This is a genomic window from Acinetobacter sp. 802_lipA (assembly GCF_058242885.1).
The window spans coordinates 3,160,549-3,173,667 of record NZ_JBZAYP010000001.1 but is presented as its reverse complement, the minus strand read 5'-3'; the positions used below and the strand labels follow the sequence as shown (position 1 = coordinate 3,173,667).

Sequence of the window (13,119 nt, the reverse complement as noted above, 5' to 3'; positions counted from 1 at the left end):
TTTTAAAAAATTATTTACGTATTCCTGCTTTAAATAAAGCTACGCAAATAATATGGACTGCTTAATTTTACTAAAATTCCAGTTAAAAGTTAATGCGCTTCAAGTGTTTCTTCGTGATGCCCATTATTTTCTAACTAAATGATGTTCATATCAATTGCACATAAAAACAGCAATATAGTCAGATTGTTTGGAATTATTTCACATTAACTTTGAACTGCCATTTAAAAACAAAAAAGGCAACCTATGTTGCCTCTTTTTACGCAATATAAATATTCAACCTTAGTGTACTGTTGTGGCTTGAATATATTGTTTGAAACTTTCACGACAGCCTTCAAATTTCATCTGAATTTCATCCTCATGTAAATTTTGATGTGCAGAGCTTGCAAAAGAAATTTGTACTGAAATTCGTGTAGGTTCATGGTCAAGTGCGTGTTTGAAGTATACATGGTCACCCAAGCTGAGAACATAATGACCACCGCCAATTACGGCCACACCATTTTCATCTTCCAAGAGTAAATCTGCGTGATTTAAATAGCCAACAACTTCCATTTTCTGCTCCTCTCGTTTTTTATTCTATGTTCATTATTCTTTATTTTTATATGCTTTGCTATATATATGATTTAGAGTTTTGTCACAAAAAGTTCCATCCAAAAAATAAAAAAACCGTTCCTTAGAACGGTTTGTAATCTGGCATTTCGGTATGCGGTGTTGCGATACATTTTTCAGTATATTTCACACGAACTTTTTCACGCGCACCTTCAATATCGGACTTAATTTCAGCCTCAGGTAAAGCATAAACATCTTCAATAATTTCTAACGCAAATGCCTTAGTCATTTCGTCTTCAACTTTATTGGCATGCTCAATCGCTTTATCTTTTTCAATGGCATTTTGACGGTCTAACATAATTGAACGTGCTGCATTACCAATACTTTTACAATAGCCATGCCATTGCTCTTCTGGTGTTAACGGTTTTTTTTCAGCACAACCCACCAGTGCAATCACAGCAGCCAAAGCGAATAACTTTTTCATTACAACCCTCCTATTCGCCCTATCATAATCAAACTTTTTCAAATGAAGAACCATTACCCACTTTAAATAGTATAAAAGCCCAAATTTGAGCTTTTATACTTAGAAAAATTAACCGCAGCTTGCTTGAACTACTTTATTGGTTTTCGGATCGACTGTTACTGTCACACGGTCTTCGCGATAATCCATAGTCACAGGCTGCCCTGGTTGTACTAAGCGTACCATCTTCGCACTGGTTTTTTGCTTAATCTGTGCTTCAGTTAAATTTGACTGACCAATCAAAGCTGTCGCTTGCTCAGCAACACATTTGCTTTGACTAGCACGGAAAAGCGCCCATTCTTCAATGATTTGACCATTCGGCAAATGGCAATAGCCTACTTCACCATTGGCCTCTTTTCGAATCTCTAATTTACCACCCTGTTCAACACAGTATGTACTGGCAGGATTAGCCATACCTAAAGTTGGCTTTTCAGTTTCATTCTTTTGCGCAGTACTACAACCCGAAATAGCAGCAACCATTAATCCAAGCATTAAGATTTTTTTCATAAAAAATATTTCTTTAAATAAAAGATCAACATAGCAAATATATTTTTAAAAAACTGTGCGAGTTTTGCAAAATTTAAGATTGCATAAAAAAGCCCATCACTTGACGGACTTTTTATTTTGAAAAGCTAGATTTTCAGGTCAATTTTAATTGACTGAGTGAATATCAAGCTCTTCATTTTTCGCTAAAACTACAGATGCTAGAATTGGAGTACCTAAAATGAACGGCATAGCAAAGATCCAAAAGACCACGGTATAGTGCGGATCAAAGAAAAACTGGATAGCAAGCGCCACTAAAATTAAAACTGAAAATAAAATCACTGCAAAGCGTATTACAAAATTGATCGGCATAAGGATCATCACTCTAAATTTAGCAAGTCCATTTACTATACACCTACTTTCATTATGGTTTAATTGATTTTAAGTATCTAGTGTCTGTTATTCATAGGTTTTCTTCATCTATCAAATAAAGAGTTTTATCAAATGTCGTATTAAACTTAAATGAGCAGCTAAAAATAAAGCCTACATGATGTAGGCTTTATTTGGCAGAAGAGCAGCTTTAGAACTTCCAATTATAGAAGACGTCGATTGCACGCTCTAATGACTGACTCGCCTCTAAGTACATACGTTTGTTCATTTGATAACGCAGAGTCAATTTATTGACTGGTGTAAAGACACCCACGCCATAACGAATATATAAGTCAGGTGTAATATAACCCGTCAGGCTGACTTGTGTGTCATCCCCTGTGCCTTGCGCATCCAGCGCTAAACCGCTTAAACCAAAAGTACGTCCAATTTGGTTAGTAAAGGCGCGTGTCCCGCCTAAACCTAAACTAATCCCTGCGGCAGCAATGGTGTTATTGACATCTGACTTAAAGCCTTCCGTTTGACTTAAACCAGTTGTACCTTCATTAATGCGGCCTGTAATTAATGCATTCAAAGCTTCTTGCTCGGAAAGCCCTGCATCGTTATAGACTTGAATATTGGGTGATGTTGCCGTACCCGTCACACGGAAACCCACCGTGCTGCCTTGTACATTTTTATTTGCATCGACATCCAGTGTTGGATTGCTCAACACACCGTTAAAACGCGCAATGGCACGGTTTAAGTCCAAACTCTGCCCATAGGCTTCAATTTTAACTTTCTGACTTACCCCAATTGCACCATTGGCACGCATTGCGGTTTCAGCACCGCGCTGCGATAGATATAAACGACCTAACAATGGAATACGACTATTAAACCCTTGGAAGACAACTTGATTACCTAGTCCGACCATCAGATCGGCACGAATGTCCCAAGGTTTGGCGCTATTTAAAATCGCCAATTGGTTTTGGCCTTCTCTGACTACGCGTACATCAGACGATACATTCACCACAGGTACAGATGCTTCAGGCATCGAAATAAGCGCACGAGGAACTTGAATTTCACCGTTTAAGGTCAACTTCCTACTCAACGGCAAAACATCCAGTGTGATTTTCGGTGTCACTAGCGCGGTAATTAATGGCGCTTGGCGAATCAGTAAATTTTCTCCATTCAACTGAAGCTGAATGCGTGGATCATTCTTCCAATCTACCGTCCCCGTAAGTGTACCCACGCCACGACCACTGTTAAAAGCACCATTGATGGTGGCTTGGTCTTGGCGTATAGCGGAATACAGCTGAATATTGGTCAAATTGACTGGAAGTGAGATCATACTAATTGAACCATCTTTCAGACGGACATCGCCTGTAAGTAGTGGTGCTTTTAGCGTTCCATTAATTTTACCTGCATACGAAAGTGTTCCGCCCATCGAACGCACATCAGCAATGAAAGGTTTAAAGACTTTGAGTTGTATCTGATCAAATGCAATTTCACCGCGCATAGGCATATTGTCCCGATACGGATCAATAACCACATTGGCATAGCCCATACCAATTTCAGGTGTTTTGACATCCAAACGGATTTGTAATCCTTCTGCGATGCTTTTGGCAACCAAAGCCACTTGTTCGTATTTTAAGGTTGAACCCATATCTTGTGGGTCATCGGCAGCTAGACCAATCACACCATCACGGGTGACTAAGCGCGCATCAATTTTTGGTTTAGATCCTTGTGCCCAAACCGCTTTAGCATGACCATTTAACTTACCTGTAATTGCTAACCCTTCAGGCATAAAGGCAGCAAAGTCGTTTAGGTCAAGGTTTTGAGTCAAGAATGAAATATTGCCACGCGTTTTACTGACACGAATCGGCTGGTCAAAACACAACTGACTTTGTTGACTCATCCAACAATGCGCGCCAATCAGCAAATCTGCTTTGGCACTGTTATAGACCACGGCTGCACTTTGGCGCTGTACCAAACGTGCGCGCAAAGAGTCAAAATCACCTTTTTGGATCTGGCCTAACCAATCATTTTGCGCATTAAAACCACCTGCCAATTGCACATAAAATTTCGACTTTTCGTTTTGTGCAGAAACTTTTAATAAATGAGCTTTGCGAATACCTGCCAGTGAAATTTCACCTTGTTGAATTTCACGATTACCACTTCTTAAACTTTCCATTTTTGCAGTCAATAATGACGGTGTTGTTTCCGATGTCGGTAATTGCCCGACAATGCGTAATTTACGCATATCAATCAGATCTTTAAAGCCAAAATTATCCACTGCTAAGTTTGCCGTAGCCCTTAAACGTGGTTGAGATTGGATATTTAAATAGCCGTAGGCACGACCACGTAAGCCCGCATAAATTTCATACAGTGCAGGCGCATTAATATTCAGTCTTAGATTTTGTGCATTACCCGTCGCTTGCACTTGGTTTTTAGCATACGCCAACAGTAGATTATTCGCTTCAAACTGTTGCGGTAAAAAGCCCTTTTCACTGGAGTTGAGCACCAAAGCTAAATTACCTGTACCACGGACTGGCTTATTGTTCAGTGTACCCGCTAGGTTTAAGCTTTCAATGTTAATGCGTTTTAAAGCATCCGACCATGTGCCTTTGGTTTTCACTACACCAGACAATTCGCCTTTAACACTAGATGCAAAATATTGCGGTTTAAAACGAATGAATGCTGCATTCACATCCCAAGTGATGCCGTGAATAAAATGCACCAAACCGCTGGCATTAATTTGACCTGCCACACCATTGTGTTTCAGCTCAGTCACTTTAATAAATTCAGGCGTTCCTGAAAGTTTTAGGTTTAATGTGCCCTGACTGGCTTCAAACTGACTGGCTTTTAAAGCACCATCGTAGTTCACTGCATAGCCTTTGAAAGCACCACCCGCTTTTTCATCATTAAACAGGAGTGCCGCAGTTGACTGACCAGTTAAGTGAACCGTTTCATTATTACCCACCAACTTTCCAGTCAGATCAATGCCTTGTAGCTGAATGATCTGTTGATTCGGTTTGGCATAACCACTTGCTTGTAGCTTTCCATTTAATAAATTAACTGGTGAAGCCTCTGCCACCATTTGCGGGTTAAAATCTTTCGCGTTTAAAGCAGCTTTCCACTTCAGTTGACGTTTCTCATCTGGCAGCTCAACCACAGCATTACCACTTAAGCTTCCCTTACCTGCTACATAACTAAAACTCGGCACATTTAAATTATTATTTTTAAAATTTAACTGCGCGAGGTAATTACCCGCAGGTAACGTCGCTTTTTCGTGTTGACTCACAACAGTGGCAACATGAATATCTTGCTGACCTTCAACCAACGCCAGTTTTACATCCCCTGAAGCACTACTTAACCAGCCGATATAAGGCACGGCGCGGTCAATATTTTTCCAAGAGACATCCATCAACATTGGCTGAACTTTGTTATTTTTCTCTGGGTTTTGGTCTAGTTTGAGATGCCATGCTTCATAACGATCAAAGTCTAGATCTGCGGTTAAGTGTAAACCTTTTTCAAGCGTGCCTTGTGATGCAATTTTTGCATCCAAACTTGGCGGTAGAAAGTCAGAAACCACTTGTGGCAGTACATCGTCTTTAGGATTGATTTTATCTAAACGACCTTGTACATCCCAAGTGACATGATCTTTCCAACTCACCACACCACCCAGATTGACCGAGCCTTTCATCAACTGAGCATTTAAGTTATCAATGTCAAGTTGATGAACCAAATCGGTATGCATCAAAGCGGTATATTGACCTTTAGGAATGTCTTTACCACTCAGATCTGTATTTAAGTCGATATTTAAACGTTCGATATCACCTGAAAATTTAGCAACGCCTTTTTCAGCATAGAGTTTGTAATCGGTCAACAGCGGTAAGTTGTAATGATTAAATTTGAGCTGACCTTGCATCGGTACATGCTTACGTACAGGGTGCAAAATGGCCCAACCCGTCAACAGTTCAGGTGTCCGCGTTGCAAAACCCGCTTGGATAGTGTCCAGTGTCCCCGTTGCGTGTACAGCAATATCATGCACATTTAAACTATCACGCAGTGCTGGTAAGTTTGCAATTGCGGTCGCTTCAAGCGGATATTTCCCTGAGAATTTCATTTTCCCAGTTGCATTACGAACTGCTAAATAGCCCATGTCCATGCGAGAGTCTTCAAACTCAAGTTCCGTCCCCGACCAGAGGGCATTATTTAAATGCACATCATAAAAATCTACTTGGGCATCGGATGCAGTCCGGATATTTAAATGATCAACATCTGCTGTATCTAAACGTAAAACAAAGGGTAATTTAATTTCGCTGAACTTAAAGGGTTCATCACTCGGTTCACCTTTGGTAATGATGCGCAAATTGCGCACATCGGCTTCACGTAGGTGAATCTCTTTATCTAAGATGGCGCGCCACCCCAAACTCACGTCAGCACGGTCAATTTTGACATCGACAGGCTTTAAGGTAACCACCACATTTTTAAGGATAATGCCTTTCCACAGATTACCGCCTTCATACTCATATTGGATAATCTGCTGACGTTGCAAAACTTGGTCGAGTAAAAACTTACTGCCTTTATCTGTAGAAAACATGACCGCAAGCGATATCACCAAGAAGATGAGCGTCAACAACAGCGTCAAAAGGACACTTCTAAGAATACGTCGCTGTTTGGCAAGCGGCGTAGGTGGTGTTGGTTCTTGCTGCTGTTCTACTTCAGCCATAGTCTTCCCAAAAAAGTGTTAAATATTATAATAATGAGCCAATAAAGAAATGCACACGTATCGGATGGCTATCATCAGAAATACCTGAAGCTACATCAATCCGAATGGGGCCTATCGGTGATGCCCAGCGCACACCAAGACCAACACTGTATTCGGTGTCATTGCTAAAATCTGTATCATAAGCATTGCCAAAATCGCTGAATACTGCTGCACGCCAGCCTTCTTTAAACTGGTAATTGTATTCCATGGAGCCGACAGCCAAGGCCTGACCACCCACTTTAAAACCATCGACCACAGGTGACAAACTTTTGTAGTCAAAACCACGAATGCCTTGGTCTCCACCCGTGAAATAACGTAAGTTATAAGGGACTTTATTAAAGTCTGAGGTAAAGATATAACCGAGATCACCACGCCCAACAAACTGGTGATTATCATTTTCACCCATGGAATAGATAAAACGCCAACCCGCATTTACAATAGCCATATCTGCATCTGAAAGTAGGCTTTCGCTTCCAAGTTCAATTTTATAAGTTTGTTTAATTCCCTTACTTGGGTTTACACGTTTATCGCTATCGATTCTAGAAATTTCATAACCCAATAAAAGCGACTCTTGCTCAGGGTCATTATTTGCAATAAATGCATCCGGCAAATCATCTACATTCGCTGAACCCTTTTGCGTCAATCGATCTAAACGGTAACGTACACCATAAGTATGTTGCCAATTTCCCATTGGGTTTTTAATAACACGATCAGCCCCGGCAACAGCAGACTCCGTGAGTAAGTTTACGCCTTGTCCGATGTCATCTCGTTCTTCACGCTCATAGCCACCTACGAGACTGATATAATCATTTAGTGGATGCTTATAGGGAATATTATAGCGACCATCAATAGCCTGTCGAATTTCTGAAAGTTCTAAGTTGGCATCAAAAGAGTGACCACGTTGATTCACAATCGCACGGCGATACTGTGTACGTAAGCGTGCACCTGAGTCACTACCATAACCAGCACCGACTTCTACACTATTTAACTGGTCCGCGTTTAAAGTGACTTTGACAGGGATCACTTTTGTTTCTCGAGCTTCAAGTTTTAAACGTTCTTCTTCACTTTTTTTGGTTTCTTGTGCGCTGCGAAGCTCTAATTGTGCTTGATTTTGCTCGGCATCATTGACACCAGCAAACTGTGCTTCACTTACCACAGACTGCGTCACTTCACGGCTTGAAACAACTTCCTGTTTTTCTTGAACCAGAACATCCTGACGAGAAAGTTGTTGGTCATCGACCAACTGCTGTAAATCAGGGGGTAACTCACGAACCCTTTCTACAGGATCAGGTCGAACAGCATCTACCAAGCTGTAGTTAAAGTAACGTGAGTTGGTCAAATTATTAGCCAAACCATTAACACGCCAAAAAGTATAATCCGCCCCAGGCTCCCAAGTCACTAAACTTTGTAAAACATCTAAATCAATAGGCAGTGGTTTACTTGGGTCGCTCATCACAAACTCAACACCGCCGAGTTTATAGCGTTCACCTGTTTCATAACGTAAGTTAATGTCTGCGGTATTTTGCGGCTGTTCAACTTTCACATCATGTAAGCGCCAGTAACTATCAAAGAAACCGTTATTGCTAGCCGCTTCATTAATTCGTGCTTTCGTCGACTCGTATAAGCCGTGGTGCAATACATCACCAACGTCTTGTTCAGGTAAGACTTTAATCACTTGGAACTGCGGTAAGTACTGACCTGCACCACTAAACTCGATGTTTTGTTCTTCAATCCGCACAGGGGTATTCGGTACCACTTGAATGCGCACACGGTTACTGCTGGTTTTTTCAAACTTAAACTCAGCATTATAAAAACCGACAGCTTGTGCGGCTTGGTTGGAAAGTGAACGCAACTGTGGCAATGCCGAAGGAAAGTCTTCAAAAGACTCTTCGGTAAAGCTAGAAACTTTGCCTTTAATATTTTCTTTTAAATTAACCAAAGCGGCCTGATACGCTTTATCGGATATTTCACCTTCATATTTCGCATTGATGATTTCGACATCCGCACTGATCCGCGGCACCTTTGCAGTATCTAATTCTCTTGGTGGTCGAATTTTATAAAGCATGCGTTTAAAGAAATTAGGTTCTTTGGCAATTTGCTCTTCAGCACTCATGCCAAAATCTAAAGTATTGCCTTCCGTGTTGGCTTCTACTGAAATTTTACTATCTGCTTGAATGCTTTGCATCAGTTGATCAACATTGACTGGAGCTTGATTAATTTCCGCCATTTCCTGCTGAGTTGCATCACTCACCACCAACTCTGTCGTTTGACCACTTCGGTAAGCTTGAGCTTCTGCTTTCGCTTGCTCAGCCACCTGATAAATATCATTGGCCATGCCTTGTTCAACTTGTACAGTTGGCAAGTCCTCAAGATCATCAAACTCAATCGGTGCAAATTCAGGTAAATTTTTTAAAGCCGTCTGTTGCTGTTGCAACATTTGCATACTGTCTGGAACCGTGGGCTGAACTACAGAATTTTCAACTTTTTTTAATTCGTCCGCACTGCCCATACCTTGGCGAATCGCTTCTTTTTTAATGTCTTCAGTGAGTTGCGTAGAAGTTTGTGGCTCGACTTGTGCATTACTTGGTTCAATCGCAACGGGCGTTTCAGCCAAAGTAGCTTGTGACAAAAGCGTTAAAAAGATACTCAGACACAAATATTTATTGTTATGATGCCACGGTATGAAAGAATTCATACTCAATGAAAGAGTCGACTTTTTAAATTGTGTTTTGGCAAGCATATAAAACTCTAAATTTATTTAATCGTTATGGATTTGCTCTAATGAATTGTCACAAAAGAACTGAAATCTATTGATTATTTTAACCAGTTTCAGGTTTTAAATATCTTACATGATTTTATTGAACGTTTGAGCAATTAGTCACATTTCTTAATAAAACTTAATGCAGTGCAAAAAGCATGAAAAACAATGAACATCTATTAAGTACCCGTCGTTTTCTTCCCATGTTTATTACCCAATTTTTTGGTGCTTTAAACGACAATGTCTATAAACAAGCTTTGCTTTTAGTCATTACTTATGGATGGATTAACCAACAAGCTGCGGATGTCAGTACCTTAAATAATTTAGCCGCGTTGTTATTTATTTTGCCTTACTTCATATTTTCTGCAACCGCAGGACAAATTGCCGATAAATTTGAGCGTTCACAACTTATTCGTGGCATCAAAGTTCTAGAAATTGTCATTATGCTCATCGGTTCCGCGGGTTTCTTATTAGGCAATTTATGGCTACTGCTCTTGGCTCTATTTATGATGGGCACACACTCCACCTTCTTTGGCCCCATTAAATACGCCATTTTACCTGAGATTCTCAAGCCAAATGAACTCATGTCAGGTAATGCACTATTTCAGTCGGGCACATCCATTGCTATTTTAATCGGGATGATTTTGGGTGGCGCAGTCATTTCGGTTTCTCAGGGCAATCTTATTTGGATCAGCCTGACTGTCGTCATCATTGCCGTTTTGGGTTATCTCTCCAGTCGATTTATCTTAAAACAGCAAGTCAGCTCACCCGACTTAAAAATTGATTGGAATTTCTTTAGAACCAGTTTTCAAACACTCAAATATGCCAAAAGCCTCCCCCTCATCTTTATGATTTTACTGGGGAATTCATGGTATTGGTTTTACGGTGCAACTTATCTCACCCAAATTCCACAGTTGACTCAACAAAACTTACATGCATCAGAAAATGTCGTCAGTCTTTTACTCACGTTCTTTTCTGTCGGGATTGGAGTCGGCTCACTGCTGTGTCGTAGAATCGGTGGCTCTGAAGTGAATATTAAAATGGTGCCTATCGGTGCGGTTGGGCTCACCCTATTCGCTTTTTACTTGGCTTTGAGTCTGGCTTTTGTACCTGAACGTACAGGCGTGATGATGAATGTCGCGGATATGTTTAACCACGGTGCAATTTACTACCATGTCATGCTTGCGGTGACCTTGCTCGGTATCAGTGGCGGTTTTTATATTGTGCCGCTATACGCCATGATGCAAGCCTATTCACCACGTTCACATCGTGCACGTGTTGTTGCAGCAAACAACATATTAAACGCGGTGTTTATGGTGTCTTCTGCTGTATTTTCGATTATCATTTTAAGTGTTTTGAAGATTGATATTAAAATACTTTTCAGCATTACTGCTGTACTGAGTGCGGGCTTTACGCTGTGGTTGTTATATCGACTCAAACCCATGCTAAAAACTGTACAACCTGAGTTAGAGGACTAAAGTTATGCGTCATTACACTGGCATCGATAAATTTATCAATTCTTTTGATCAAGCCCTGCGTAGCTTAGTTCCGGGCACGACGTCTGCTCAACGTGAAAACCCAGGCAAGGCGGTAGAAACCCAACTCGCAGTGAGTGAAGCACGTCATGTTGCAGGTTTAATGCGGGTCAACCATAGTGGCGAAGTGTGTGCGCAAGCGCTTTATCATGGGCAAGCTTTAACGGCAAAACTGCCAAATGTACGCCGCGAAATGGAACAAGCTGCAATTGAAGAACAAGACCATCTTGCATGGTGTGAAGACCGCTTAAAAGAGCTAGACAGCCATACCAGTCTGCTTAATCCTATTTGGTACGGTTTATCCTTTGGTATGGGTGCAATCGCAGGCATTGCAGGCGATAAATATAGCTTAGGTTTTGTTGCAGAAACTGAACGCCAAGTGAGCCTGCACTTACAACATCACATCAGCCAACTCCCTGCTCAAGATGACCGTTCACGTAATATTCTTGTGCAAATGAATGAAGATGAATTACACCATCGTGATACAGCACTGAATGCTGGCGGTGTCGATTTACCGATTCCTGTCAAAATCACCATGACAGCTATTTCAAAACTCATGACCAAGACCAGTTATTTTATTTAAACCACAATGGTTTGAACCCAATAAAAAAGCAGTGGTTATGCCACTGCTTTTTTATTGACTTAATGCTGAGTTATTCCACAACGATCGGCAGTAATAAAGTATTACCTACTTGCTTTAAATTCGCCGTATATTTTGACGCTAAGGATGGATTGGATGGATAGCTTTTCCCATTGTACTTCAGTATGACTTGGCCTAAACCACGCGTATAAACCGACAAGTCACGCCAACCTTGGGTTTGGGTACTTAAGGCATAAATCGGTGTAGATGACACAGTCATTTTGCTATGCGGTTGAAAACTTCCATTTTCAAGACCTTTAAAGACCAACAACGTACAGCCACCTGAACCACACCATTCCATCCCACTTAATAGCACCACGGCGTCATCGATACCATCTTGGTTTAAGTCATATAAGCGAGTTTGATAATCTGATTGATCTTGGGTATAGGCCTGTACAGCTAGTTTTAGCCCTTGTTTTTCAGTCGTTTGAGATACACTCGTTGTATCCATAGCAGTTGTAGTTGTCGTTGTCATTTTGGACGGGGTTGAATGACAGGCCGCTAGAAACACTGCTAAAGAAAGAGCACTCAAAATTTGTATTTTCATGAAAATAGCTCGCTACGAATTATATTTTATAAGTATGTTAAGCCAGTTCAAGTGCCAATCACACTTCGATATGTTACTTGGCTTCCAAGCAGCTCACTGTTGGAAATGCATGCTTCGGATGCTGAAATGCAGCATCCTTCCACACATCGAACATTGGAATTTTAACGTCTAGCGCCAAAGGCAATTTTTTGGGATTGAACTGCATATGTTCTAAGTTTTCACCCCATGCAATCAAATCGACATCCAGTGAAATCTGATGTGATGGACGGACACGCCCAGATGCTGCTTCCATATTTTTCAGCAATACCGAAATATCGCCAACAGACAAAGATGATTTAAGCAAACAGGCTGCATTCCAATAATCTGCCCCAACTCCATCACGGCATGGAATTAAATAAATGTTCGAAAATTGCAGTTGCCCAATTTTAGCAAGTTGCTCAGAGGCATATAAAAAATGTTGCTTTGGATTATTATTACTCGCCAGAGCTAGGGCGAAAATCGTTTCGGTGGCGTTCAAGACGAATTCCTACAGAATTTGCTTGCGCGATAATGGCAGGCTTACGGATGGTAATATTAATCGATTCAATCGCATGAAAGGTAGAAAAAAGTGCGTTGATGACCAATTTTGCCGCATGTTCAATCAGTTCAGGCTTAGCATCCTGAATGACCTTTGCTGCAATTTCACAAATTTCAGCATAATTTAAGGTATGGTCTAAGTCATCTGAGTTTGAAGCTTGTTCCAAATCTGTTTGAATAATCATATCCAACATTAAAGGCTGAATAATCTGACGTTCCCAGTTAAAGCAGCCAACCACTGTTTCAACCTTTAAGCCTTCAATGATAATTGCGTCCACATTATTACCTTTAACAGATTTTGACATTTTAATCCCTGACTTACGAAACTATGTTTTTCATCCCCTAAACAGGAAAGCATTTTTCAGTCCCTCTTTTAA

General features: G+C 40.8%; 11 protein-coding genes. 2 read left to right on the top strand and 9 right to left on the bottom strand.

What is annotated here, in order from left to right:
- Positions 1-279: 279 nt before the first annotated feature.
- From AC4CU3_RS15670 to AC4CU3_RS15645, 6 genes are all read right to left on the bottom strand, one after another.
- Positions 280-549 (bottom strand): hypothetical protein, encoded by a 270-nt coding sequence (locus AC4CU3_RS15670; RefSeq protein WP_004696516.1) that lies wholly within the window; start codon positions 547-549, stop codon positions 280-282.
- A 121-nt stretch (positions 550-670) separates the two neighbouring features.
- Positions 671-1,030, bottom strand: coding sequence for a hypothetical protein (locus AC4CU3_RS15665; RefSeq protein WP_201703034.1), 360 nt, complete (start codon positions 1,028-1,030; stop codon positions 671-673).
- A 108-nt stretch (positions 1,031-1,138) separates the two neighbouring features.
- Positions 1,139-1,573 (bottom strand): I78 family peptidase inhibitor, encoded by a 435-nt coding sequence (locus AC4CU3_RS15660; protein ID WP_125273285.1) that lies wholly within the window; start codon positions 1,571-1,573, stop codon positions 1,139-1,141.
- A gap of 144 nt (positions 1,574-1,717) precedes the next feature.
- On the bottom strand, positions 1,718-1,921 hold the full coding sequence (locus tag AC4CU3_RS15655) for a hypothetical protein (RefSeq protein ID WP_004696512.1): 204 nt from the start codon (positions 1,919-1,921) through the stop codon (positions 1,718-1,720).
- Between the two features lie 208 nt (positions 1,922-2,129).
- Positions 2,130-6,647 (bottom strand): translocation/assembly module TamB domain-containing protein, encoded by a 4,518-nt coding sequence (locus AC4CU3_RS15650; RefSeq protein ID WP_279043110.1) that lies wholly within the window; start codon positions 6,645-6,647, stop codon positions 2,130-2,132.
- Positions 6,648-6,672: 25 nt separating this feature from the next.
- Positions 6,673-9,426: a BamA/TamA family outer membrane protein gene (locus AC4CU3_RS15645; RefSeq protein ID WP_279043108.1), complete on the bottom strand. Its 2,754-nt coding sequence runs from the start codon at positions 9,424-9,426 to the stop codon at positions 6,673-6,675.
- Between the two features lie 176 nt (positions 9,427-9,602).
- Here AC4CU3_RS15645 and AC4CU3_RS15640 point away from each other — a divergent pair, with 176 nt between their 5' ends.
- Entirely contained in the window at positions 9,603-10,922 is a 1,320-nt protein-coding gene (locus tag AC4CU3_RS15640) for an MFS transporter (protein WP_279043106.1), read from the top strand.
- A gap of 4 nt (positions 10,923-10,926) precedes the next feature.
- A complete protein-coding gene (coq7, locus tag AC4CU3_RS15635; protein ID WP_004696505.1) occupies positions 10,927-11,562 on the top strand; it encodes a 2-polyprenyl-3-methyl-6-methoxy-1,4-benzoquinone monooxygenase in 636 nt (211 codons plus the stop codon).
- A 70-nt stretch (positions 11,563-11,632) separates the two neighbouring features.
- Here the strand turns inward: coq7 and AC4CU3_RS15630 are convergent, their stop codons facing one another.
- The 3 genes from AC4CU3_RS15630 to folB all read right to left on the bottom strand — a co-directional run bounded on the left by AC4CU3_RS15630 (position 11,633) and on the right by folB (position 13,020).
- A complete protein-coding gene (locus AC4CU3_RS15630) occupies positions 11,633-12,166 on the bottom strand; it encodes a COG3650 family protein (protein WP_279043104.1) in 534 nt (177 codons plus the stop codon).
- A 73-nt stretch (positions 12,167-12,239) separates the two neighbouring features.
- Entirely contained in the window at positions 12,240-12,683 is a 444-nt protein-coding gene (locus AC4CU3_RS15625; RefSeq protein ID WP_279043103.1) for a 2-amino-4-hydroxy-6-hydroxymethyldihydropteridine diphosphokinase, read from the bottom strand.
- The gene (gene folB, locus AC4CU3_RS15620) at positions 12,640-13,020 is read right to left on the bottom strand and encodes a dihydroneopterin aldolase (RefSeq protein ID WP_010327015.1); all 381 of its coding nucleotides are present in this window, start codon (positions 13,018-13,020) and stop codon (positions 12,640-12,642) included. Before folB ends, AC4CU3_RS15625 begins: the two co-directional genes overlap by 44 nt.
- Positions 13,021-13,119: the final 99 nt, after the last annotated feature.